This window comes from Streptomyces sp. DSM 110735, assembly GCF_016482685.1.
Lineage (GTDB): Bacteria > Actinomycetota > Actinomycetes > Streptomycetales > Streptomycetaceae > Streptomyces.
In genome coordinates this window covers 87,522-112,388 of record NZ_JACYHF010000019.1, presented here as the reverse complement: position 1 = coordinate 112,388, position 24,867 = coordinate 87,522, and the positions used below count along the sequence as shown (strand labels likewise).

Here is a 24,867-nt window from a genome sequence, read left to right as displayed (position 1 = left end):
CCCGGTGCCCGGTGCCCGGTGCCCGGTGCCCGGTGCCCGGTGCCCGGTGCCCGGTGCCCGGTGCCCGGTGCCCGGTGGCGACGGCTGCGCCCGCCACGGTCCGTCCGGCCGTGGCGGCCGGGCACGGTGCCTCCCGGCGGGTCCGGTGGCGACGGCTCAGGCGTGCCTGGCCACGGTGTCCCCGGCGTGACCGGCTACGGCGGTCCGGCCGTCCCGGGCGCGGCGCTCCTGGTGACGTTGCTCCGTCGCGCCCGGTCGTGGCGGTTCCGCTCTGCCCGGTGACAGCGTCCCCGGCTGCCCGGTCGTGGCGGTTCCACCCCGCCCGGTGACAGCGTCCCCGGTCCGCCCGGTGACGGTGTCCCCGGTCCGTCCGGTGACGGTGTCCCCGGTCCGCCCCCTACGCCAGCAGTCCCGACGACTTCCACAGGCGTCGGCCCGTGCCGCGCAGTACGCCGATCTCGTCCAGGAAGTCGGTCAGGCGCTTCGCGCCGGTCTGCATGATCTCGCGGCGGTGGGCGCTCGCCTTGACCTGGGCCATCGCCTCGCGCTTGTCGAGCCCGACGTTGGCGTAGACGTCGGGGTTGACGAAGGCGACGGAGAAGATCCGCGCGAACTCGCCGGAGGTGACGCGGGTGAACTCCTGGGACCACTTCGGCGCGGTCACCATCTGGCGCCGCAACTCCTCGCGGGCGTACCGCACATGCCGCGCCTCCTCCACCACGTGGATGCGCGTGACGCCCCGGATCAGCGGCTGGACCCGCTCGTCCGGGAAGGTCAGCCGCTGCATCCAGTCCAGGACCTCCTCGCCGAGCAGGGTCGCCGTGAAGGAACCCGGGGTCGTGGAGATGGTCTTGAACAGCCGCCCGAGGTTCTGGTGGGCCCGGCTGACGGGGTACCAGGGCGTCTCCCCGCGCGAGATCAGCCGCGCGAACATCTTCGAGTGACGGCACTCGTCCTCGATCTCGGTGAGCGCGTACCGCACGTGCGCGCTCGTCGCCGCCTTGTCGTAGATGTGCCGGACCAGCAACTGCATGAGGATCAGCTCGAACCAGATGCCCAGCGAGGCGAGCGCCGCGGCCTCGTGGCGGGAGAGGTCGATGCGCTGCTCCTCGCTCATCCGCTCCCACAGCGGCGTGCCGTAGAGCGAGACCAGCTCCGGCGGCCAGAACCACTTGCCCTCCTCGAAGGGCGCGTCCCAGTCCAGCTCCTTGTCGGGGTCGAAGGAGTGCTTCGCGGAGGAGACGAGCAGCCGCTCGGCCACCTCCTCGCGGTCCTTGAGCAGGCCCAGCGCGTCGCGCAGCCCTTCGAGCGCGTCCGCTTCGGTCACGGTCGTCATGGCTCACTCACCTCGTCACCCGGGGGTACGTCGTCGTCCGCCTCTTATGAGACTGCGTGTCAGCAAGACCGTCAATCCCCCGTGCGGGACTTGTTGACGGAGCGTCGGGCGCCTTGGCGGCATCTCGGGGCGTACGGCCGGGATGTCCGAATGGAGTACCGTGCTGGCGTGTCCATGCCTCCGCAGCCCCCGTCCCAGCCGCCGTCCCAGCCCCCGTACGGCGCTCCCGGTCCCCAGGGCGCTCCCGGTCCCTACGGCGCTCCCGGTCCCCAGGGTGCCCCCGGTCCCTACGGCAACCCCGGCCCGTACGCGGCGCCGTACGGCCAGCAGTCGCCCCCGGGAGCCCCGCAGCCGTACCCCGCCTGGGGCGCTCCGCCCCCGCCCCCGAAGCGGCGGACCGGGCTGATCCTCGGCATCGTCGGCGGTGTCCTCGCGCTCGGCGTCATCGCGGTCGTCGGACTGGTGATGATCGGCAAGGCGGCGGTCGACAGCGGACTCCCCGAGGCGAAGCACAAGCTGGCGCTGCCTCAGCGCCTGCTGGACGACAAGTACGAGCTGGCCCAGGACCTCTCCGGCACCGAGGGCAAGAAGATAGAGGACGAGGCGGACGGCGCCTGGGACGTCAAGGGCATCCACGCGGTCGTCGGCCAGTACGACCAGGGCGGCGACAGCACCAAGGGCGTCCTGCTGGTCTCCGGTCTGTACGGCCGCTTCACCCACGCCCCCGAGGTCCGGCGCAACATGCTCCACGGCGCCACCGAGGCACAGGGCGTGACCGTCGCCGTACCCGCCCGGGACGTCACCCCGTCCGGCGCGGACACCACCGTGAGCTGCGAGGTGCTGAAGCAGAAGGCGGGGACGGTCGAGCTGGTCTACCCCGTGTGCGCCTGGGCGGATGGCAACACCGGCGCCGATGTCGCCGCCGTGAGCCTCGCCGCGTCCGACCCCGCCGACGTGGACCTCGACGCCGCCGCCCGCGACACCCTGAAGGTCCGCTCCGAGATGCTCCGGCCGGTGGGCTGAACCGCCGTCACCGTCCCAGCACCGCCCGCATCACCTCGCGGGCGATCGGCGCCGCGTCGCCGCCGCCGCTGACCTCGCCCCGGTCGGCGGCGGCGTCCTCCACCACCACCGCCACCGCGACCTCGGGCTGCGCGGCGCGGTCGCCCTGCGCCCAGGAGACGAACCAGGCGTACGGCACACCGGAGTTGTCCACGCCGTGCTGCGCGGTGCCGGTCTTGCCGCCGACCGTGGCGCCCGGGATCGCGCCGTTGCCGCCGGTGCCCCGCTCCACGGCGTCCGTCATCAGCTCGCGCAGCAGGACCGCCGTGGAGGGGCGCATCACCTGGATCAGCGGACGCGTGTCCGCGCCCCGCACCGTCTCGCCGCCCGGCCGGGTGGTGCGCTCCACCAGATACGGCGCCCGCGTCTGACCGCCGTTGGCCACCGCCGCCGCGACCATCGCCATCTGCAGCGGGGTGGCCCGCGTGTTGTACTGCCCGATCGAGGACAGCGCGAGCTGCGCCCGGTCCACCACCGTGTCGAAGGTGGACTGCGACACCGCGAACGGGATGCGCAGACCGGTGTCGTTGAAGCCGAACGCCCCCGCCGTCGCCGCCATGTCCTTCAGCCCCACGTCCACGCCCAGCTTGGCGAAGACGGTGTTGCAGGACCACGCGAACGCCTGCCGCAGCGAGGCGTCCCGGCAGCCGTCGATCTCGTTGGTCAGCCGGGTCGTGGTGCCCGGCAGCCGGTACGGATCGGGGGAGTCCGTCGGCTTGTCCACATCCGTGATCACCCCCGCGTCCAGCGCCGCCGCCGCCGTGACCACCTTGAACGTCGAGCCCGGCGGATAGGTCTGCCGCACCGCCCGGTTGAGCATCGGCTTGTCCGGATCGGCGTTCAGCCGCGCCCACGCCGCCGACACCGCCTTGCCGTTGCCCGACAGCTCCGCCGGGTCGTACGACGGGGTCGACACCAGCGCCAGCACCCGCCCGGTCGTCGGATCGATCGCCGCCACCGCGCCCTTGCGCCCGGCGAGACCCCGGTACGCCGCCTGCTGCGCCTTCTCGTCCAGCGTGGTGACGACATCACCGCCGGGAGCGGGCTTGCGGGCCACGTCCCGCCACAGCGTGAACGACGACAGCGCCGGATCGGTGCCCGAGAGCAGCGCGTCCTCGGAGTGCTCCAGGAACGTGCTGCCGTACAACTGCGAGGCGAAACCGGTCACCGGGGCGTACAACGGACCGTCCCGGTAGGTGCGTTCGTAGCGCAACTGCTCCCCGGTGTCCGCCGAGCCGGTCACCGGTACGCCGCCCACCAGGATGTCGCCGCGCGGCTGCTGGTAGCGGGCGATGGAGGCGCGCCGGTTGGCCGGGTTGTCGTTGTACGAACCCGCCTGGACGACCTGCACCCGGGCCGCGTTGGCCAGCAGCGCCGCGAGCAGCAGCCCGCACAGCGCCGAGGCGCGCCGGATGTACTTGGCCATCGGCAGCCCGCCGCCGTACTCCCGCCCGTCCTGGCTCACGGCGCCTCCTTGCCGTCGTACTGGCTGCGGGCGGAGTCGCTGATCCGGATCAGCAGCGCCACGATGGCCCAGTTGGTGACGACCGAGGAGCCGCCCTGCGCGAGGAACGGCATCGCCATGCCGGTCAGCGGGATCAGCCCGGTCACCCCGCCCGCGATCACGAACACCTGGAGCGCCACGATCGAGGCGAGCCCCACCGCGAGGAGCCGCCCGAACGGCTCGCGCAGCGCAAGCCCCGCCCGGTAGCCGCGCTCCACCAGCAGCGCGTAGAGCAGGAAGAGCGCGGCGAGTCCCGCCAGACCCAGCTCCTCCCCTGCCGTCGCCAGGATGAAGTCCGACTTGGTGGCGAACCCGATCAGCGGGGAGTGCCCGAGTCCGAGCCCGGTGCCGAGCATCCCGCCCGCCGCGAAGGCGAACAGCGACTGGGCGAGCTGGTTGGGACCCTCGCCCGCCTCGATGGTGGCGAACGGGTGCAGCCAGTCCTCGATCCGGCCGCCCACGTGCGGCTCCAGGCTGCCGACCGCCATCGCGCCGAGCACCGCGAGCAGCAGCCCGACCGCGATCCAGCCGGTGCGCCCGGTCGCGACGTACAGGAGCACCACGAACAGCCCGAAGAACAGCAGCGAGGTGCCCAGGTCCCGCTCCAGGACCAGCACCCCGACGCTCACCAGCCAGATCGTCACGATCGGACCGAGCACCCGCCCCGTCGGCAACTGCACCCGCCACAGCCGCCGCCCGGTGTACGCCAGCGCGTTGCGGTTGGCGGCCAGATAGGCGGCGAAGAACACCGCGAGCAGCACCTTGGCGAACTCGCCCGGCTGGATGGAGAACCCCGCGAACCTGATCCAGATCCGGGCGCCGTTGACCGCCGGGAACAGGATCGGGGCGAGCAGCAGCACCAGGGCGGCGGCGACACAGACGTAGGAGTAGCGCTGGAGCACCCGGTGGTCGCGCAGCAGCAGGACCACCCCGATGAACAGCGCCACCCCGAGCGTGGACCACACCAACTGGGCCGGTGCCGCCCGGTCGCCCGGCGTCTGGAGGTCGAGCCGGTAGATCAGCACCAGACCGAGCCCGTTGAGCAGCACCGCGATGGGCAGCGGCAGCGGATCGGCGTACGGCGCCCGCAGCCGCACCGCCAGATGCGCGGCCAGGGCGAGCCCGCCGAGCCCGGCGCCGTAGCCGAGCACGCCGGGCGGTACGGCGCCGGTGCGCGCGAGACCCACCGCGCAGTAGCCGTACACGCACAGCGGCACGGCCAGCACCAGCAGGGCGAGTTCGATGCCGCGCCGCCGGGCGAGCGGCACGGCGGAAGCCGGTGTCCGTGAGGCGGACACCGCGATTCCGGCCTTGGTCATGTCCGGAACCTACACATAAGTGAGGTTATACGCCGTCTCTGTCGGGAGGTCAGCACCAGCGTGGCGCGGCTCCGACGTTGGCGATGTACCGCGCGGAGCCCCACGCCCAGGTGCCGTCCGTGAGCAGGTACCACAGCGGGTTGCCGCCCACCGCGGAGCCCTTGACCTTGCAGTAGATGGAGACCTTCGCGCCGTGCTCCGCGAAGCGGACCTTGCGGGTGCTCCGGTCGGGGCGGTCGTGCAGCCACAGACCGTCCTGCGCCGTGACGACGCCCTGGTAGCGGCGCGGGTCGCGGTCGCCCCGTCCGCCGCCCGGACCACTGGGCCCGCCGTTCGGCGGCGCGGCGACGGACGTGCCGTTGCCCTTGCCGTCGTCGGCACCGGCCGGGACGGCCGCGGCACCGGCGAGCAGGGCGCCCGTCGCCGCCGCCAGGGCGACACCGCGGGTGAGGGCGGAACGCAGGGACATGGAACACCTCCGGAGGCGGGTGCAACTGACTAATCGCCACATTAGGAGCGCCCCCCGGCGGCTGCGCGCCGCAGTGGGCCATCGGGGAGGCGTCCTTTCGGGGGTGCCGGGCGCGGGGCGGACGCGCGCTCGGCCGTACGTGTGCCGTAGGTGTTCCGTGCGGGTGCGGGTGCGGGTGCGGGTGCGGGTGCGGGTGCGGTGCGTGTGCGGTGCGTGTTCCGTGCCCCCGGCTACTCGCCGTCCGCCGCCAGCCGCAGCGTCGCCACCGCGCCCCCGTCCGCCGCGTTCGCGAACGTCAGCCGGGCGCCCAGCACCTCCGCCTGACCCCGCGCGATGGTCAGCCCCAGACCGTGCCCCTTCGCGCCGCCCTCGGTGCGGAAGCGCTGCGGACCGTGCTCCACCAGATACGCCGGATAGCCGTCCCCGTGGTCCCGGACCGTCACCACGGGCCCGTCCACCGTCAGCAGCACCGGCGTCCGCCCGTGCCGGTGCGCGTTGGCGACCAGATTGCCCAGCACCCGCTCCAGGCGCCGCCGGTCGGTCTCCACCCGCGCGTCCCGGACGACCGTCACCTCGGTGTCCGTCCCGGAAGCCCGCACCACGCGCCGTACCAGCGCGCCCAGTTCCTCGGTGTCCGCCTCAAGGCGCTCGCGCCCGCTGTCCAGCCGGGAGATCTCCAGCAGGTCCTCGGTCAGCGTGCGCAGCGCTGCCACCCGGTCCCGCACCAGCTCCGTCGGGCGCCCCGGCGGCAGCAGCTCGGCCGCCGCGTGCAGCCCGGTCAGCGGGGTGCGCAGCTCGTGCGCCACGTCGGCGGTGAACCGCTGCTCGCTCAGCAGCTTGCCCTGCAGGCTCGCCGCCATCGAGTCCAGCGCGGCGGCGACCGCCGCCACCTCGTCCCGCTGCCGCGCCGGGTCCCGCGTGCGGGGATCGTCCACCCGCGCGTCCAGGTCGCCCGCGCTGATCCGCCGGGCCACCCGCGCGGTCGTGTGCAGCCGCCGGGTCACCCGGGTCACCGCGAACGCCCCGACCAGCGCCGTCGCGCCTATGGCCAGCGCCGAGGACCACAGGATCGACCGGTCCAGCCCCGCGATGGTCCGCGCCTGCTGCGAGTGGTCGACCTCCACCGCGATCGCCCGCCCGCCGTCGGCGGGCGCCGCCGCCCACATCGTGGGGCGCCCCTGGTACTCCGCCACCATCGTGCCCCGCTCCCCGGACACCGCCAGCTCCCGCAGCGGCGCGGGCAGCGCGACCGGGTCGAGCCCGGCGCCCGGCGGCAGCGCGTCCCCGGCCCGGTAGGCGCGCACCGCCTCGTCCAGGCGGTCCAGCGCCTGACCGCGCGCCTGCCCCACCGTCTGATCCGTCACCGAGACGTGCACCAGGACCCCGAGCAGCGCCGCCAGCGCACAGCACATCACCGTGATGAACGCGGCGGCCTTGGCGGCGAGCGTCCCCGCCCAGCGGGGGAGCGGACGCCTCACGGCGCGCCCGGGGGAGTGTTCGGGTTCGGTCCCGGCGGGGGCGAGGCGGACGGACCCGGAGCCGCCGTACCGCCGCCCGTGCGCAGGAACTCGTCCCGCGTGAACACCATCGCCCGCTGCTCCGCGTCCCACGCCCACGTGGTCCGGTACTCGTACCCCGAGATCTCCGCCGGGGAGCGCACGATCACCGAGCGCCCGGCCAGCTCCACCCCGGTGATCGCGTCGTTGTCGGACAGCACCCGCACGAGCGCGTGCCCCTCGACCGTGTAGACCCGTACCGCCGTCTGATTGGTCGGCCGGAGGCGGAAACCGAGGGTGAGATCGACGCGTCCGTCCCCGGTCAGGTCCCGGTAATAGGCTTTCAGCAAGGGGCACTTGGGGTTCCGGGTACCGTCCGCGCAGTCCTTCATCCGGTCCACCGTCGCGTGGTACGCCCCCTTCGAGCCGTAGTCGTCGGGGTGCGCGGCAAGTTCCGCCGTCACGACCGCGACCGGGTCGACCGCGCGTATCCCGCCCCCCGGCACCCGTATCCCCTCGACCGTCTCCCGGCTGGCCACGTCGTACGGATACGCCGGGCTCGACGCGGGCCGCAGATCCGGCCACAGCGTCGCCGGACCGACCGCGACCGAGGCGGGCCCGTCCGCGAGCAGCCCCCCGGAATCCCCGCATCCGCCGAGCCCCGCCGCCAGCACCGCGACGAGTCCCACGGCGCGGACACCCCGCGCGGACCTGCGACGACGGTCGGACACGAAACTCCTGTGCTGCCGGGTGAACGGGGTCCGTCCACCTTACGCGGGGCGGCTGTGCGGCTGGCTGTGCGGCTGGCTGTGCGGCCAAGGGGACCGTTCCCCGGGCGCGACTTCTTGCACGGGGTGCTCCCGCCTGGTCCCATGGTCGAGGGGTGATGGCGCATGAGCGGACTGCGCGTGGTGCCGACCCGGCTCCGCGGCCGCGAACGGCTGTACGTCCGCGGCACGGACGGGAACAACGTCGCCTGGTACGACCGCGAGACCGCCCGGATCAGCCTCCTCGCCGAGGACTCCCGGCAGGACGTGCTCGCCGCCCTGCGCCCCTTCCTCACCGGTCCCGTCACCGTGGGACCGCCCCCGGCACCCACCCCCGCCGAACTCGCCCGCCTCACCCTCCACCCCGACGACGACCTCGCTCCCAACCGCCCCGGCGAGGCACTGCTCGTCGCCCTCGACCGCGAGCCCGCCCCCGCCCACCGGCTCCGCCCCGACCCGCGCCGGCGCGCCCTGCTGGCCGAGGAGACGGTGGGCGCCGCCCTGGACGCGCTCGAAGGCGCGGGCTGGCACACCCTGCACTCGATACCGCTCCCCGGCGGCGACCGCGTCCACCACCTGCTCATCGGTCCCGCGGGACTCTTCGCCGTCCGCGCGCTGTACGCCCGCAGACAGCGGGTCCTGGTCGCCGACCCGATGGTCGCCGTGGGCCGCCGCGCCCCCGAGCCGCTGCTCCGGCGGCTGCGCGCGGACGCCGACCGGGCGGCGTACGCCCTGACGGCGGAGGTCCGCCCGGTCCTCGCCGTCGCGGGACCTGCCGAGGTGCTGATCACGGCGGTGCCCCGGACGGTACGGATCCTGCGGGAGGAGGAGCTGGCGGGGCTCGCGCGACTGGGCGGGCTGCTGAAGCCGGGGGACGTGGAGGCGTTGCACGCGATGGCGCGGGACCGGAGGACGTGGCGGGGGCTGTAGTACGGCTGTTCGCGGCGGCTCGGGTTGGGGCGGCTCGGGTTGTCGCAGCTCTGCTTACGGCAGTTCCGCGGCTCGCTCCGGGTCCAGGAGTCCCGCCATCAGGTCGCCGTGTTCCTCGACCCGGGGCGCGATGTCGTCGGCCAGGAACTCCAGGTCCGCCGGGACGCGGCACGCCTCGACCTCGTCCCAGGTGAGGGGCGCGGAGACGAGCGGGGCGTGGCGGGCGCGCAGGGTGTACGGGGTGGCGGTGGTCTTGCGGGCGGCGTTCTGGCTCCAGTCCACGAAGACCTTGCCGGGTCTGAGGCTCTTGGTCATGCGGTGGGTGACGAGCCCCGGCAGCGCCTCCTCCGCCTCCACCGCGAGCGCCTTGGCGTACTCGCTCGTCGCCTCGGGCGACGCCCCGCGCACGGCGGCCAGCAGATGGAGCCCCTTCGACCCGGCGGTCTTGGCGTACGCCCCGATGCCGTCGGCGGCGAGCCGTTCACGCAGCCACAGGGCGACCTCGCAGCAGTGGACGACGGTCGCGGGCGCCCCGGGATCGAGGTCGAACACGAGCCGGTCGGCGGCGTCGGGTGCCTGGACCAGCCACTGGTGGGTGTGGAACTCGGCGACCAGGTTCGCCGCCCAGACCAGCGAGGGGAGGTCCTGCACGACCACCATCCGGGCGGGACCCTCGGAGCGGGGCACCTCGGCGGTCGTGACCCAGTCGGGCGTACCGGGCGGCACGTTCTTGGTGAAGAAGACCTGGCCGCCGGGGCCGTCGGGGTAGCGCAGGAAGGAGACCGCGCGGTCGCGCAGATGCGGCAGCAGGACGTCCGCGGTGGTGGCGTAGTAGTGCAGCAGCTCGCCCTTGGTGAAACCGCTGTCCGGGTACAGCACCTTGTCCAGGTTGCTGAGCGTGACCCGCCGCCCCGCCACCTCCGTCACTGGCGTCATAGGATGACAATCCCAGAAATGGGGCGAAGGGGACACATCGGAACCGTACGGAAGGGGCGCTGCACGTGCGATCCATATGGAACGGCGCGATCTCGTTCGGCCTGGTCAGCATCCCGATCAAGGTCGTGAACGCTACCGAGAGCCACGCGGTCTCCTTCCGCCAGGTCCACACCGAGGACAACGGCCGCATCCGCTACCGCAAGGTGTGCGAGCTGGAGGGGCGCGAGGTCGAGCAGGCGGAGATCGGCAAGGCGTACGAGGCGCCGGACGGCGAGATGATCCCGATCACCGAGGACGACCTCTCCCATCTGCCGCTGCCCACCGCCCGCACCATCGACATCGTCGCCTTCGTCCCCGCCGACCGCATCGACCCGCTCCAGATGGACGCCGCGTACTACCTCGCCGCCGCCGGAGCCTCCGCCGCCAAGCCGTACACCCTGCTGCGCGAGGCGCTCAAGCGCAGCAACAAGGTCGCCGTCGCCAAGTTCGCCCTGCGCGGCCGCGAACGGCTCGGGATGCTGCGCGTCGTGGGCGACGTCATCGTCATGCACGGTCTGCTGTGGCCCGACGAGGTGCGCGCGCCCGAGGGCGTGGCCCCCGACGTGGACGTCACCGTCCGCGACAAGGAACTCGACCTCGCGGACGCCCTGATGGACACCCTCGGCGAGGTCGACCTGGACGACCTGCACGACGAGTACCGCGAGGCGCTCGAAGAGGTCATCGCGGCCAAGGCGGCCGGTGAGGCCCCGCCCGAGGCTCCCGCCCCCGCCACCGGCGGCAAGGTCCTCGACCTGATGGCGGCACTGGAGAAGAGCGTGCGCGAGGCGCGGGAGTCGCGGGGCGCCGGGGAACCGGGCGAGGACGCCGAGGTCCGCACCCTCCCGCGCGGACGCGGCACCCCGAAGGAGACGGGCGGCAAGAAGTCGACGGCGTCCGCCGCCGGTGCGAAGAAGCCTCCGGCGAAGAAGACGGCGGCGGCCCGCAAGTCCACCTCCAAGTCGGCGGAACCGTCTGGGAAACGGGGGGCGACGAAGAGCACGGGGGCGGGGAAGAAGGCTGCGGCGAAGAAGACGCCTGCGAAGAAGGCGGGGGCGCGGAAGCGGTCGGCGTGAGGGGGTGGTGCGGCGGGGATTGCGGCGAGGGGGAGGCGTGCCGTGACTGACCGGCGGGCGGTGACATGGCGCTGTGCGGTGACGGGCGACGTGACCTCTCTCTTCCCGGCGGACTCAGCCCGGACGGACTCCCCCCGGACGGACTCCCCCCGGGCGGACTCCCCCCGATTCCGCTACCTCCCTGGCTCCCCTCATGCACGATGAACGTGTGACATACGTGGTGACCGTGACGATGACGCCGCCCGAGGGCACGCCGGACCTGGACGCGCTGCAACGGGAGGGCGTCCTCTTCCTGCTGCGCAAGGGCTTCGACTCCCTGGAGGCCATCGAGGGACCGGACGGCATGGAGGTCGACCTGATGGACGACCTCATCGCCGTCCACCCCGGCGGCGCCCTCCTGAAACTCTTCGTGGACGCGCCCGCCCTGGAATTCGCCGAGGAGGCGGCACGCGAGGTGGTGACCGAACTCCTCGACACCTCCGAACCCCTAGCCGACTGGCAGATAACCCGCTGCGCGGTGGAACTGAACTCCGAACTCCTCCAGGAAAGCCTGGACGCCGCCGACGGCCCCGACGCCCCACCCGCCGACCCCGCGGAACGAGCCCGCCGCCACGCGGCAGGCGATCTCGGAGCGACGCCCCCCGGCGGCACCCCAGCCCCCTCGGAATCCGACGCGATGCGCATACGCCTCCGCGAACTGGCCCCCCTCCTCACGTCGTTCCCGCTGACGGCGTTCGGCTACGCGGGGGAGGAGCGGGTGGGGGTGCCGGGGGCGGCGGGTGGCGAGGCGCCGATGGGGGTGACGGGTGGCGATGCGTCCGAGGCGGGTGGACGGGAGCCGACCGGGGCGCGAAGCGGCGGGCCGACTGGGCCGGGAGACGGCGAGCCGGTCGGGACGGGGAACGGCGAGCCGGTCGGGATGATGGGCGGTGAGGAGACCGCGGCCGGGAGCCGTGAACCCATCGGGACGGGGAGCGACGAACTGCTCGGGGTGATGGGCGGCGAGGAGACGGCGGCCGGGAGCCGTGAACCCATCGGGACGGGGAGCGACGAACTGCTCGGGGTGATGGGCGCCGAGGAGACCGCGGGCACAAGCCCCGAGCCGGTGGAGTGGGGGCGCCCGGAGCAGACCACGGTGGCAAGTGCCGAGCCGGCCGGGCCGGTGTGCGGCGGACCAGCCGAGGCGACGAGCGGCGAGGGGGCTCGGGCGGCGACCGGCGAAGCGACCCGAACGGTGAGCAAGGAGTCGGCGGAGATAGCCGCAGGCGCCCTGATCTACGCGATCGACCTCCTGGTGGACGAACTCTTCACCGACCTGGCCGCCCTGGAGGAGGACGGCCCCACGGTCGCCCGCAGCAACGCCACCTTCATGATCCTCGACGACCTCCCCCCACACCTGGCCGACGCGTACACGGTCCTCTTCACCCGCCGCCTCACCGTCACGGCGATCACGCTCACGTCCCGCCTGACCCGACCCCCCTTCGGCCCCCCGACCTGCGTAGCGGAGAAGCTCCTCCTGGGCTCCCTCCTCACCCAGGCGGAGGTCACCGCCGACCTCTACGGCCTCCTGACAGACGAAGTAGCCAAGGCCCTCGAAAACTTCGCCACCACCCTGAACACCCCCACCCCCCACCCCACCCCCGAATCCCCCGAATCCTGGTTCACCCCCTTCACCGAGGAATGCCGCGTACACCCCTACGCGGCAAACGAGGAACCGGAGGAGACCCTCCACGAACTGCCGGACTGACGCATCGGATCGGGAGCTTTGGATTGACGGAACCACCTCATCCGGTCGATAGCCGCTGTTACTGTCCGCTGGTGGGTACGCAGATGTACGTCCAGGTCCCTGAAGATCTCTGGCAGTGCCTCGACGAGGCCGACTTCGACTCACTGGATTCCTTCCGGGGAGCCGACCAATGGGCCGACGTCGCGCATGCCGTCGTCACCACGGCCGGCCAAGGGCTCGGCATGGGAGCCAATCTCGTCACCGTGCTTCTCGGCCGGGACGCCATCGCCTCCTTCGTCGAACAGGTGAAGCGCTGGGCGGGCAGGCGCGGGACGGCGGTGAGTCCCGCTGAGACGGTGGTGAACCTGACCGTCCGCGTCGGCGGCGACGAGACCACCGTCGCGATCACCCGCAGGGGAACGGCCGACGTAGATGCCGAGTTGCTCACCCGGCTAGTGACCTCTGCGATCAACTCCCGCCAGGAAAACGGAGGATGAGTCTCTTCGGCCGCTCGCCCTCACCCGCCGACCGGCATCGGGCGGCAGCGCAGGCGTACAAGAGCATCCAGGACCGCTACAACGCCGCGATGCAGGCTCGCATGAGCCTGGAGAGCGTCCGCGACGACGTGTGGGACCTCCAACTGAAGCTGTTCGACGACGTGGTGAAGGGCCACACCGCGGTGGCCGGCCCGCTTTTCTCGGCCGCGCGGTTGTCGTTCTTCATCGAGTTCGGCACCGGCGTGGACTGGACCCGCGCGACGATGTCCGCCCTTGCCTTTTCCACCGCGTGCTGCGTCCTCGACACCGTCAGCAGCGCACGTGACGAACCCATGCCCGCGCCTCTGTTGCGCGAGATGCGTGGCATGGCTCTCGGCTCCGCGTACGTCGCCCACCGCTGCGGCGTTCCCCTCGCCGGCGTCATGACCGCCGAAGCCATCACCTCCCTGACCCTCGGGGACCGCATGATCAACCGTGAGACGGCGGCCACCCTCACCGCCGAGGGCGGCATGTCCACTCTGCGACACCAGCTGGCGGAGATGCGCCGGACAGCCGCCGCAGAACTGCGGTCGGCCCGCCGGTCTTCGGTCAGACCGAGGAGTACCGGCGCCTCATTGCAGGAAGCCACGAGAGAGCGCTTCCTCGCCGACCTCGCCACGTACGACACGACGGACGGCACCACCAGACTGGCCACATCCCCCAACGCGGTCGCCTCCGCCCGTGCCGCCCTGGCCAGCGGCCGCACTCTGATCTACGTGGCCCCCGCACCCCGCAGCGCCACTGCCATACGCCTCAACTACCCGCCCCGCGACCGAGAGATATGCGAAAGCATCGAACTCCCTGCACTGGACCTCCCCACGGTCCGCACCTTGGTCGACCGCGTACGCACCGCCTACGCGGCAGCCGCTCGCGGCGAACTCGGCCGAAAGGCCCTGTCACGCCTGATCCATGAAGTCCTGGACCAGGTGACGGCCGCCTTCTGGACCCCGCTGCTGGCGGCATGGCCGGAACTCCGCACGATCCCGATCGCGTTGATTCCCCTGGGCGAGGCAGCCCTGCTTCCCTTCTACACGGCTTTGGTGGACGACACTCCGGCCTGTACGACCCTGGACTTGACCCTCGCCCCCTCCGCCCGCGCCCTTCTCCTCTCCGCGGGCTGGCAACCAGCCCCGAACGGCAAGACCCTGGTGGCGGCGGACCCCTGGTACGACGGTGAGGGCTTCCAGTCGATCCCACGAACAGTGCCGGAAGCACGGGCGATCGCGACGGTGCACGGGGTGGAGCCGAAGCTGTTCCGAGCGGCGGGTGAGCCGGAGGACCGGGAAGGCACCGACACCCTACGTACGACCAACGGCAAAGCCCCCGCAGGACAGGACGCCCCCGCCGCCGAGATCGCCGCCCATCTGTCCGAGGCCACCCTCATCCACCTGGCCTGCCACGGCGAACTCCGCTCCGACGCCCCCCTGTCCTCCGCCCTCCTCCTGGGCAGCCCCCTCCCCCTGAACGCCATCCTGAAAGACAACCTCCGCCCCGGCGCCACCGTCGTCCTCTCCGCCTGTGAACTGGCCAGCATCACGGGAGACCTTCCGGACGAACAACTGGGTTTCCCAGCAGCCTTGCTGGCGGTGGGCGCACGTTCGGTCATCGGCGCGCTGTGGCCCGTGCCGGACACTCCGGCGACGGTGGACCTGATGACGGACACGCACCGCGGGCTGGTCGGCTCATCCGCTACGGGGGCATTGGGCCGGGCGATCGGGAGGGCACATGCGGACGGGGTGGCGACTTCGGTGTGGGCTTCGTTTGCGTGTTTCGGCGCATGAGGCCGACTGGCGTCGGCCGGAGAGATCACGCCTGGTTGCTACTTTTATAGCGCCCGAGGTCGGGTCAGCGTGTCGGAGTCGTGTCCATCCGCTTGGGCCCGGTGACCAGCACCGACGGAAGCGCTGTGCTGCACAAGGAGGAGACGTGGCGACCGAGACGTTCAGCATCGACAAGCGGCCCTTGAGAGATCTGCTGCAACAGGTGGAGGCGGGGAAGCTCCAATTGCCCGAGTTCCAGCGCGGCTGGGTCTGGCCCTGGCCGAACATCGCGAGTCTGCTGGCCTCGGTGTCCCTGAACTACCCGATCGGGACGGTGATGCTGCTCCAGGGCGGTGGGGACGTCCGATTCAAGTACAGGCCGATCGAAGGGGCAGCGCCGAGCGGACAGGTGCGACCGGAGTCGCTGGTCCTCGACGGACAACAGCGGCTCACTTCGCTGTTCCAGTCGCTTGCGATGGACAAGCCGGTGGAGACCCAGGACGAGCGCAAGCGCCGGGTGAGCGGCTGGTTCTACGTCGACATGGTCAAGGCGCTCGATGAGAACGAGGACCGTGAAGACGCGATCCGATTCATTCCACCCTCACGCAAAGTAGTCAACTTCCGAGGTGAGGTGCTGGAGGACTATTCGACGCGGGAATTGGAGTACGAGCACCGCGTTTTCCCGCTGCGATGCCTCTTCGACAATTCCTGGGGCGACGGCTTCGCCCGCCACTGGGATTTCGCACCGGATGCGATGGAACTCTGGTACGGCTTCCGGGACGGCTTCATCCGGTCGTTCGACCTCTACCACTTTCCGGTCATCGAGCTCGGTAAGGGCACCCCTCGACAGGCAGTTTGCCAGGTCTTCGAGAAGGTTAATACGGGGGGAGTAACTCTCACCGTTTTCGAGTTGCTGACAGCGACGTATGCTGCCGACGAGTTCGATCTGCGGCACCACTGGCACGAATGTCGTTCCGCCTGGGAAGCGCCGGAATACGCCATCCTGCGGGATGTTTCCAACACGGACTTCCTTCAGGCGGTTACCCTCCTCGCCACGGCTGAGCGGCGGCGTCGAGAAGGAAACGCCGGTACGGACGAGGAACGTCTGCCGCGTATCGGCTGCAAGCGCAAAGACATGCTCGCGCTGAGCCTGGAGGACTACCAGCGATACGCCCCCGACGTCGTCGCGGGTTTCAAGGCCGCCGCCAAATTCCTGCGCCAGCAGTTCATCTTCGACACGCGCTTCCTTCCGTACGGCACGCAACTCATTCCGCTGGCCGCGATCTTCGCCCTCGCTGGCAAGGACGCGGAGACGGCGGGTGCCCAGGAGAAGCTGGCTCGCTGGTACTGGTGCGGAGTCTTCGGTGAGCTGTACGGCGGCACGACCGAAACTCGGTTCAACCTCGACCTCCCCGACGTCGTCGACTGGATTCACGGGTCGGCACAGGAACCCCGTACGGTCACGCAGGCACAATTCGCGGCGAGTCGCCTACTGACTTTGCGGACCCGCCAGAGTGCCGCGTACAAGGGCATCTACGCGCTCCTGCTCAAGGCTGGCGCCGCGGACTGGCGGACGGGTGAGAAGGCGGAAGTCAGCGTCTACTTCGACGAGGCGATGGACATCCATCACATCTTCCCGCAGGCATGGTGCCAGAAGAACGGCTACGAGCGCTCCGTCTACAACTCCATCGTCAACAAGGCACCGTTGACAGCACGCACCAACCGGATCATCGGCGGGCACGCACCGTCCGACTATCTGCAGCGGCTCGCCCATGCGGCCGAGACGAGCCCGGAAGGTGTCGAGCAGCGCGTCCGGACCCACCTCGCGGATCCCCGGCTGATGCGGGCTGACGACTTCGACGCCTTCTTCGAGGAACGACGGAAAGCGCTCCAGGAACACATCGCCGCAGCGATGGGCAAGCCGGTGGTGGACGACCACATCCCGGGCCAGCGACCCGAAGCGGCCGTCCAAGCCGCGGAAAGCGGGCTGCAAGCCGGGGCATCAGTTCTTCTGCAGTCCTGACCTCCCTGGTTCGCGGCTGCGACCCGCGGGCGCTGAGCCCCGGCCTGTCGGCCGGGGCTCAGCCGCGTCTGGGTTGTAATCCTTCGGTCGACGATTGCCAGTTATCCCTGCCGGGTCGAATTCCATCCCAGCAGCACGGTGGATCGAGCTGTCCGACGGGAGAGTGACCGCCTACGGGGTCTGCCCGGCGCAACCACTATCGAACTTGCGGCCGTGGCTCACAGTCCTGCGCGAGGAGAACCCACGCCAGGCGGAGCGGCATTCACCGAAGCCGCCTCCGACCCCTCAGTGGTGGCCGGACGCAGGCTGACGGACACCGGCGAGGCCCTCGCCGTCCTATGTCCGCTGCATGGACCACCACATACGCAAAGACCCCGGTCTCAGCGTTTCCGCTGTGAACGGGGTCTTGGGCACCAAATCCATGGTGCCCCCGGCAGGATTCGAACCTGCGCACACGGCTCCGGAGGCCGTTGCTCTATCCCCTGAGCTACGGGGGCGTGTCGGGCGGGCGCTGGGCGCTTCGCGGTGACGGGTAGAACCCTAGCAGGTCTTTCGGGGTGATCAGGAACGGGTTTGGGGCGGTGTCCCCCGGGAGGCTGGAAGTGGGGAAAACCGGGACGCGGCGGCCCGGGCCGACCTACTCTCGAGTTGTGTCAGGCGCCACTGGCCGGGTGCTCGTCGTGGACGACAGCAACGTCATCCGGCAACTGATCAGGGTCAACCTCGAGCTGGAAGGGCTGGAGGTCGTGACCGCGGTCGACGGTGCCGAGTGTCTGGACGTGGTGCATCACGTGCGCCCCGACGTGGTGACACTCGACGTCGTCATGCCCCGGCTCGACGGGCTCAGTACCGCCGCCCGCCTCCGTGCCGACCCCCGTACGCGTGATCTCCCGCTCGCCATCATCAGCGCGTGCACCCAGTACGAGGTCGAGAGCGGTATCGGTGCCGGTGTCGACGCCTTCCTCCCCAAGCCCTTCGAGCCCGACGAACTCGTCCGGCTCGTCAAGGGGCTCATGGAGCGGAGGACAGGACGGCGGCGGGGGCAGCCCGGCGAGGGCGGCGACGACGACGTCAACGGTGGGTCGCGGGTGGGCGTGGGGTTGTGAGTAGGTAGATAGATAGATAGATAGGGAGGGGCGGGCCCCGTGCCATCCCCCTGTCCACATCCCAGTCACCGTCCACACCCCCCACCCCCCTCCCCTACGCTTGTCCCGTGACCCCCCTCGACTTCTCCCGGACCGTTCTGGACGCCGTGCGGTGTGCCGTGGACGCGGGGGAGCTGAGGGTGGAGCTGCCCGAGGGGGTTGTTGTGGACCGGCCGGGGCCCGGGGGGTGCGGGGACTTCGCCACCAATGTCGCCCTGCGGCTCGCCCGGCCCGCCGGGCAGACCCCGTTGCGTGTCGCCGAGATACTGCGGAGCCGCCTCGTCACAGCCGAGGGCATCCGCGATGTCGTCATCACCGGACCCGGGTTCCTCAACATCCGCCTCGCCGACCGCGGCGACCTCACCGCCGGGCTCGTCGGCGACGTCCTCACGCGCGGCACCGCCTACGGGCACAGTCGCGCGCTCGACGGGCAGGTCGTCGTGCTGAGGGTGCCGTACGAGGTGCGGGCCGAGGTGGTTGCCGACGCCGTCGCCCGGGTCGTCGCCACCCAGGGCGGTCGCGCGGAGATCGAGCACCTCAAGCCCGACGACGACCAGAACACCGGCGTCCTCCGTCCCGTCCCCGCCCCCGAGGACCCCGCCCCGCTCGGTCCCGACGCCGCGCAGTGGGCGCTGCTGTACCCGGCGACGCACGACCGCCCGAGGATCAGCGCCGATCATCTCGTGCAGCGCGAGAGCAATCCCCTCTTCCGGGTGCGGTACGCCCACGCCCGGGTCCGTGCCCTCTCCCGCGCCGCCCACCTCCTCGGCTTCACCGCCGAACCCGGCGACACCGGCGACACCGGGAACACCAGGAACACCGGCGACACCGCCGAACAGACCGCGCAGAACACCCCGCAGGACACCCCGCAGGACACCCTCCTCACCGCCCTCGCCGCCCACCCCCGCGTCCTCACCGCCGCCGCCACCCACCACGCCCCCGACCGTCTCGCCCGGCACCTCGTCGCCGTCGCGGACGCGCTCGTCCCCCTGCTGCCCGCGGTCCTGCCGCTCGGGGAGGAGAAACCCGAGGCCGCCCACCGCGCCCGGCTGGCGCTCGCCGAAGCGGCCGGGACGGTGCTCGCCGGTGGCCTGTCCCTGCTCGGCATCGACGCACCCGAACACCTCTGAGGGCACCGCAGGAAGCCCCCGCGAGAAGCCCTCAGCGCGACACAGAGAGCAAACGTCATGAGCCGTTCCGCCCACCCCGCCGGGCCCCGCCACGCCGACGTCCTCCCCGAGGGGCACTACTCCGCCCCGCCCGCCGACCTCAACGCACTGGACCCCAAGGTGTGGGCCCGTACCGTGCACCGGGACGAGGACGGCGTGGTCACCGTCGGCGGCATCCCCGCCACCCGGCTCGCGGAGGAGTTCGGCACCCCCGCCTACATCCTCGACGAGGACGACTTCCGGGCCCGGGCGCGCGCCTGGCGCACCGCGTTCGGCGAGGGCGCCGACGTGTTCTACGCGGGCAAGGCGTTCCTCTCCCGCGCCGTCGTGCGCTGGCTGGACGAGGAGGGGCTCAACCTCGACGTCTGTTCCGGCGGCGAGCTGGCCACCGCGCTGTCCGCCGGGATGGACCCCGCGCGCATCGCCTTCCACGGCAACAACAAGTCCGTCGAGGAGATCACCCGCGCGGTCGAGGCCGGCGTCGGGCGGATCGTGCTCGACTCCTTCCAGGAGATCGCCCGCGTCGCGCACATCGCGCAGGGACTCGGCAAGCGGCAGCGGGTGCAGATCCGTATCACCGTCGGCGTCGAGGCGCACACCCACGAGTTCATCGCGACCGCGCACGAGGACCAGAAGTTCGGGATCCCGCTCGCGGGCGGCCGGGCCGCCGAGGCCGTACGGCGGGCGCTCACCCTCGACGGGCTCGAACTCGTCGGCATCCACAGCCACATCGGCTCGCAGATCTTCGACATGTCCGGCTTCGAGGTCGCCGCGCACCGCGTCGTCGGACTGCTCAAGGACATCCGCGACGAGCACGGCGTCGAACTGCCCGAGATCGACCTCGGCGGCGGTCTCGGCATCGCCTACACCAGCGACGACGACCCGCGCGAGCCGCACGAGATCGCCAAGGCGCTCACCGAGATCGTCACCCGCGAGTGCGAGGCGGCCCGGCTGAGCGTGCCGCGCGTCTCCGTGGAGCCGGGACGCGCGATCGTCGGACCCACCGCGTTCACGCTGTACGAGGTCGGCACCGTCAAGCCGCTCGCGGGGCTGCGCACCTACGTCTCGGTCGACGGCGGCATGTCGGACAACATCCGTACGGCGCTGTATGACGCCGAGTACAGCGTCGCCCTCGTCTCGCGCACCAGCGACGCCGAGCCCATGCTCGCCCGGGTCGTCGGCAAGCACTGCGAGAGCGGGGACATCGTGGTCAAGGACGCGTTCCTGCCCGCCGACCTGGCGCCGGGCGACCTCATCGCCGTACCCGCCACCGGCGCGTACTGCCGCTCCATGGCCAGCAACTACAACCACGTGCTCCGCCCGCCGGTCGTCGCCGTCCGTGACGGTGAGGCACGCGTGATCGTCCGGCGCGAGACCGAGGAGGACCTGCTGCGCCTCGACGTCGGCTGAGGCGAGCCGTCAGAACGCCCGCTCGCCGGGACCGCCGGGAAAACCTCCTGCGGTCCCGGCCGGGGAAATGAAATACATGTCTCAGGATCCGGACCAAGGGTAGAAACCGCCGTCCGGTGAGTGAGACTGGTCCCACCGCACACGGTATGAGGGAAACGAGGTCGGATGATGCGTACGCGTCCGCTGAAGGTGGCGCTGCTGGGCTGTGGAGTGGTCGGCTCCGAGGTGGCGCGCATCATGACGACGCACGCCGACGACCTCGCCGCCCGCATCGGCGCCCCGGTGGAACTCGCCGGTGTCGCCGTACGCCGTCCCGCCAAGGTGCGCGCGGGCATCGACCCCGCGCTGGTCACCACGGACGCGACCGCGCTGGTCAAGCGCGGTGACATCGACGTGGTGGTGGAAGTGATCGGCGGCATCGAGCCCGCCCGCACCCTCATCACCACGGCGCTTGAGCACGGCGCCTCCGTCGTCTCCGCCAACAAGGCGCTGCTCGCCCAGGACGGCGCCGCGCTGCACGCCGCCGCCGAGGAGCACGGCAAGGACCTCTACTACGAGGCGGCCGTCGCCGGTGCCATCCCGCTGATCCGCCCGCTGCGCGAGTCCCTGGCGGGCGACAAGGTCAACCGCGTGCTCGGCATCGTCAACGGCACGACCAACTTCATCCTCGACAAGATGGACTCCACCGGCGCGGGCTACCAGGAGGCGCTGGACGAGGCGACCGCGCTGGGGTACGCCGAGGCCGACCCCACCGCCGACGTCGAGGGCTTCGACGCCGCCGCCAAGGCCGCCATCCTCGCCGGGATCGCCTTCCACACCCGGGTCCGCCTCGACGACGTGCACCGCGAGGGCATGACCGAGATCACCGCCGCCGACTTCCGCTCGGCCAAGCGCATGGGCTGCACCATCAAACTGCTCGCCATCTGCGAGCGCGCTGCGGACGGCGCCTCCGTCACCGCCCGCGTGCACCCCGCGATGATCCCGCTCAGCCACCCGCTCGCCTCGGTGCGCGGCGCGTACAACGCGGTCTTCGTGGAGTCCGACGCCGCCGGACAGCTCATGTTCTACGGCCCCGGCGCCGGTGGCGCGCCCACCGCCTCCGCGGTCCTCGGCGACCTCGTCGCAGTCTGCCGCAACCGGCTCAGCGGTACGACGGGTCCGGGCGAGTCGGCGTACGCGGCGCTGCCCGTCTCCCCGATGGGGGACGTCGTCACGCGGTACCACATCAGCCTCGACGTCGCGGACAAACCGGGTGTCCTCGCCCAGGTCGCCACGGTGTTCGCGGAGCACGGGGTGTCCATCGACACCGTCCGGCAGCAGGGGAAGGACGGCGAGGCGTCCCTCGTCGTCGTCACGCACCGCGCCTCCGACGCGTCCCTCACCGGGACCGTCGAGGCGCTGCGCAAGCTCGACACCGTGCGGGGTGTCGCCAGCATCATGCGGGTTGAAGGGGAGTAAGCGGCAATGACCCACCAGTGGCGCGGAATCATCGAGGAGTACCGGGACAGGCTGCCGGTCACCACCGACACGCCCGTCGTGACGCTCCGCGAGGGCGGCACGCCTCTCGTGCCCGCGCAGGTGCTCTCCGAGCGCACCGGCTGCGAGGTCCACCTCAAGGTGGAGGGGGCGAACCCCACCGGCTCCTTCAAGGACCGGGGCATGACCATGGCCATCACGCGGGCCAAGGAGGAGGGCGCCCAAGCGGTCATCTGCGCCTCCACCGGCAACACCTCCGCCTCCGCCGCCGCCTACGCGGTGCGCGCGGGCATGGTCTCGGCGGTGCTCGTCCCGCAGGGCAAGATCGCGCTCGGCAAGTTGGGCCAGGCGCTCGTGCACGGCGCGACCATCCTCCAGGTCGACGGAAACTTCGACGACTGCCTCGACCTCGCACGCGCACTGAGCGACAACTACCCGGTGGCGCTGGTCAATTCGGTCAACCCGGTGCGGATCGAGGGCCAGAAGACTGCCGCGTTCGAGATCGTCGACATGCTCGGCGACGCCCCCGACATCCACGTCCTCCCGGTCGGCAACGCGGGCAACATCACGGCCTACTGGAAGGGCTACACGGAGTACAGGGCCGACGGTCCCGCGACCCGCACCCCGCGCATGTGGGGCTATCAGGCGGCGGGCAGCGCGCCCATCGTGCGCGGCGAGATCGTCAAGGACCCGCACACCCTCGCCACCGCCATCCGCATCGGCAACCCCGCGTCCTGGAGTTACGCCCTCGCCGCGCGCGACGAATCCGGCGGTGCCATCGACGAGGTGACGGACCGTGAGATCCTGCGCGCCTACCGGCTGTTGGCCGCGCGGGAGGGTGTCTTCGTGGAGCCCGCCTCCGCCGCCTCGGTCGCCGGTCTGCTCAAGGCGGCCGAGCAGGGCAAGGTCGACCCGGGTCAGACCATCGTCTGTACGGTCACCGGAAACGGTCTGAAGGACCCGGGCTGGGCCACCGAGGGCGCCCCGCAGCCGGTCACCGTCCCGGTCGACGCGGCGGTCGCGGCCAAGCGCCTCGGTCTCGTCTGACCCCGGCCGCGAGGCTCGTACGACCCGGCGCCGAAGTTCGTCCCACCCGGCGTCGAAGAAGGCACAGGCACCCTCCGCCGGCCGCCGCGACCTGCGAAACCCCGAAAGCGGGCCGCGGCGGCCGGAACGGATGCACAAGGGGCTTACGACACGCATCGTGCGCCTCCTGTGCGCCCTATGTCGCCACCGAACCTTCCTTGGATAGGCTGGGACCAACCCGCCCACCGCACATGCCCACGCGTGTGGCACGGCGCCGCGTCGTCTCCGCGGCCCGACGGGTCTTCGTACGTCATCGAATGTCCACACCGAATGTCCGCCGCAGGGCGCATTCGGGCAGTCACGCAGCTCAAGGAGAGTCTCGAGCGATGGCCGGTCCCGCGTTCCGCGCCGCCGCCGTCCGGGTGCGCGTACCCGCCACCAGCGCCAACCTCGGTCCGGGCTTCGACGCCCTGGGCCTCGCGCTGGGGCTCTACGACGACGTGGTCGTCCGGGTGGCCGACGCCGGGCTGCACATCGACATCGCGGGCGAGGGCGGCGAGAGCCTGCCGAGGGACGAGCGCCATCTGCTGGTCCGCGCCCTGCGCACCGCCTTCGACGTGCTCGGCGGCCAGCCGCGCGGGCTGGAGATCGTCTGCGCCAACCGCATCCCGCACGGCCGGGGGCTCGGCTCCTCCTCCGCCGCCATCTGCGCCGGAATCGTCGCCGCGCGCGCCGTGACGATAGGCGGGGAGAGCCGTCTCGACGACGCGGCGCTCCTGGAGCTGGCCACCGAGATCGAGGGTCACCCGGACAACGTCGCCGCCTGTCTGCTCGGCGGATTCACCCTCTCCTGGATGGAGCGCGGCGCCGCCCGCGCCATCAGGATGGAGCCCGACGATTCCATCGTTCCGGTGGTTTTCGTGCCCGGGAAGCCGGTGCTCACCGAGACCGCGCGCGGACTGCTCCCGCGCACCGTGCCGCACGTCGACGCCGCCGCCAACGCGGGCCGCGCCGCCCTGCTCGTCGAGGCGCTGACCAGGCGCCCCGAGCTGCTGCTGCCCGCCACCGAGGACCGCCTCCACCAGGACTACCGCGCCCCGGCGATGCCCGACAGCGCCGCGCTCGTGGAGCGGCTGCGCGCCGACGGCGTACCGGCCGTCATCTCGGGCGCCGGACCCACCGTCATGGCCCTGGCCGACGCGGGCACGGCCGACAAGGTGCAGGCGCTGGCCGGAGCCGACTGGGCGGCCAACCGCCTCGACCTCGATCTGCAGGGAGCGAGCGTGCTGCCGCTTGCGCCCTGACACCCGGTTGCCGGATTTGGAGAGGGGGAATGTTTGTTGCATCCGGTAGTGTTAATCTCAAGTCTGCACCCGACCCCACCATGGCGAGGTGCTTCGTGTCCCCGTCAGGGACAGACATTCTTCCGGGAGCCTCCCAAGCCACTCCGTGTTCCGTGCGCCGTACCTGGGCAGTACGACGTATGGGGGCACTGAGCGAGGCACAGGACCCGCTCCGGAATCGGCGCCGCCGCGCCCTGTGACACCGAGTGTCACGACTCGCGGGGAGCGCCATCACCAGAAATTCCTCTTCCGCCGCTTCCAGGCGGACCACCGCCCCGGCTCGGTACTCACTGACAGAACCGATGCCGGACAGCACAACCGG

At 71.6% G+C, this 24,867-nt stretch carries 20 protein-coding genes and 1 tRNA gene; 13 read left to right on the top strand and 8 right to left on the bottom strand.

Going from position 1 to position 24,867, the window contains the following annotated elements:
- Positions 1-397: 397 nt before the first annotated feature.
- The gene (locus IF655_RS24960) at positions 398-1,336 is read right to left on the bottom strand and encodes a diiron oxygenase (protein WP_199587353.1); all 939 of its coding nucleotides are present in this window, start codon (positions 1,334-1,336) and stop codon (positions 398-400) included.
- A 174-nt stretch (positions 1,337-1,510) separates the two neighbouring features.
- On the opposite strand from IF655_RS24960, the gene IF655_RS24955 reads away from it, so the two are divergent.
- Complete coding sequence (locus IF655_RS24955) at positions 1,511-2,359, top strand: collagen-like protein (RefSeq protein WP_242488922.1); 849 nt, start codon at positions 1,511-1,513, stop codon at positions 2,357-2,359.
- Between the two features lie 7 nt (positions 2,360-2,366).
- Here the strand turns inward: IF655_RS24955 and IF655_RS24950 are convergent, their stop codons facing one another.
- The 5 genes from IF655_RS24950 to IF655_RS24930 form a co-directional block, all read right to left on the bottom strand.
- Positions 2,367-3,824 (bottom strand): penicillin-binding transpeptidase domain-containing protein, encoded by a 1,458-nt coding sequence (locus IF655_RS24950; RefSeq protein ID WP_199587359.1) that lies wholly within the window; start codon positions 3,822-3,824, stop codon positions 2,367-2,369.
- A 35-nt stretch (positions 3,825-3,859) separates the two neighbouring features.
- On the bottom strand, positions 3,860-5,221 hold the full coding sequence (locus tag IF655_RS24945; protein ID WP_199587351.1) for an FtsW/RodA/SpoVE family cell cycle protein: 1,362 nt from the start codon (positions 5,219-5,221) through the stop codon (positions 3,860-3,862).
- A gap of 49 nt (positions 5,222-5,270) precedes the next feature.
- Positions 5,271-5,690 (bottom strand): SH3 domain-containing protein, encoded by a 420-nt coding sequence (locus tag IF655_RS24940; RefSeq protein WP_199587350.1) that lies wholly within the window; start codon positions 5,688-5,690, stop codon positions 5,271-5,273.
- Positions 5,691-5,920: 230 nt separating this feature from the next.
- Positions 5,921-7,168, bottom strand: a complete 1,248-nt coding sequence (locus tag IF655_RS24935) for an ATP-binding protein (protein WP_199587349.1) — start codon at positions 7,166-7,168, stop codon at positions 5,921-5,923.
- Positions 7,165-7,917 carry a hypothetical protein gene (locus IF655_RS24930; protein ID WP_307815044.1) on the bottom strand — a complete coding sequence of 251 codons (753 nt, stop codon included), beginning with the start codon at positions 7,915-7,917 and terminating at the stop codon, positions 7,165-7,167. Before IF655_RS24930 ends, IF655_RS24935 begins: the two co-directional genes overlap by 4 nt.
- 162 nt (positions 7,918-8,079) lie before the next feature.
- On the opposite strand from IF655_RS24930, the gene IF655_RS24925 reads away from it, so the two are divergent.
- On the top strand, positions 8,080-8,883 hold the full coding sequence (locus IF655_RS24925) for a nuclease-related domain-containing protein (RefSeq protein WP_199587348.1): 804 nt from the start codon (positions 8,080-8,082) through the stop codon (positions 8,881-8,883).
- Positions 8,884-8,937: 54 nt separating this feature from the next.
- Here IF655_RS24925 and ligD read toward each other — a convergent pair whose 3' ends face one another.
- Positions 8,938-9,819 carry a non-homologous end-joining DNA ligase gene (ligD, locus tag IF655_RS24920; protein WP_199587347.1) on the bottom strand — a complete coding sequence of 294 codons (882 nt, stop codon included), beginning with the start codon at positions 9,817-9,819 and terminating at the stop codon, positions 8,938-8,940.
- 65 nt (positions 9,820-9,884) lie between these two features.
- Here ligD and IF655_RS24915 point away from each other — a divergent pair, with 65 nt between their 5' ends.
- From IF655_RS24915 to IF655_RS24895, 5 genes are all read left to right on the top strand, one after another.
- Complete coding sequence (locus tag IF655_RS24915) at positions 9,885-10,931, top strand: Ku protein (RefSeq protein WP_199587346.1); 1,047 nt, start codon at positions 9,885-9,887, stop codon at positions 10,929-10,931.
- Between the two features lie 208 nt (positions 10,932-11,139).
- Entirely contained in the window at positions 11,140-12,678 is a 1,539-nt protein-coding gene (locus tag IF655_RS24910) for a hypothetical protein (RefSeq protein ID WP_199587345.1), read from the top strand.
- Positions 12,679-12,749: 71 nt separating this feature from the next.
- Positions 12,750-13,154: a hypothetical protein gene (locus tag IF655_RS24905; RefSeq protein WP_199587344.1), complete on the top strand. Its 405-nt coding sequence runs from the start codon at positions 12,750-12,752 to the stop codon at positions 13,152-13,154.
- On the top strand, positions 13,151-14,974 hold the full coding sequence (locus tag IF655_RS24900; RefSeq protein WP_199587343.1) for a CHAT domain-containing protein: 1,824 nt from the start codon (positions 13,151-13,153) through the stop codon (positions 14,972-14,974). Before IF655_RS24905 ends, IF655_RS24900 begins: the two co-directional genes overlap by 4 nt.
- Before the next feature lie 145 nt (positions 14,975-15,119).
- Positions 15,120-16,976: a DUF262 domain-containing protein gene (locus tag IF655_RS24895; RefSeq protein WP_199587342.1), complete on the top strand. Its 1,857-nt coding sequence runs from the start codon at positions 15,120-15,122 to the stop codon at positions 16,974-16,976.
- A 422-nt stretch (positions 16,977-17,398) separates the two neighbouring features.
- Here the strand turns inward: IF655_RS24895 and IF655_RS24890 are convergent.
- Positions 17,399-17,473: transfer RNA gene (locus IF655_RS24890), tRNA-Arg, on the bottom strand.
- 105 nt (positions 17,474-17,578) lie between these two features.
- Here IF655_RS24890 and IF655_RS24885 point away from each other — a divergent pair.
- From IF655_RS24885 to thrB, 6 genes are all read left to right on the top strand, one after another.
- Positions 17,579-18,082 carry a response regulator gene (locus IF655_RS24885; RefSeq protein WP_307815046.1) on the top strand — a complete coding sequence of 168 codons (504 nt, stop codon included), beginning with the start codon at positions 17,579-17,581 and terminating at the stop codon, positions 18,080-18,082.
- Between the two features lie 107 nt (positions 18,083-18,189).
- Complete coding sequence (gene nrtL / locus IF655_RS24880; RefSeq protein ID WP_199587341.1) at positions 18,190-19,251, top strand: ArgS-related anticodon-binding protein NrtL; 1,062 nt, start codon at positions 18,190-18,192, stop codon at positions 19,249-19,251.
- A gap of 57 nt (positions 19,252-19,308) precedes the next feature.
- The gene (gene lysA, locus IF655_RS24875; RefSeq protein ID WP_199587340.1) at positions 19,309-20,700 is read left to right on the top strand and encodes a diaminopimelate decarboxylase; all 1,392 of its coding nucleotides are present in this window, start codon (positions 19,309-19,311) and stop codon (positions 20,698-20,700) included.
- A 165-nt stretch (positions 20,701-20,865) separates the two neighbouring features.
- On the top strand, positions 20,866-22,158 hold the full coding sequence (locus IF655_RS24870) for a homoserine dehydrogenase (protein WP_199587339.1): 1,293 nt from the start codon (positions 20,866-20,868) through the stop codon (positions 22,156-22,158).
- Positions 22,159-22,164: 6 nt separating this feature from the next.
- Positions 22,165-23,223, top strand: a complete 1,059-nt coding sequence (thrC, locus tag IF655_RS24865) for a threonine synthase (protein ID WP_199587338.1) — start codon at positions 22,165-22,167, stop codon at positions 23,221-23,223.
- A 365-nt stretch (positions 23,224-23,588) separates the two neighbouring features.
- A complete protein-coding gene (thrB, locus tag IF655_RS24860; protein ID WP_199587337.1) occupies positions 23,589-24,506 on the top strand; it encodes a homoserine kinase in 918 nt (305 codons plus the stop codon).
- The last annotated feature ends 361 nt before the right edge of the window (positions 24,507-24,867 follow it).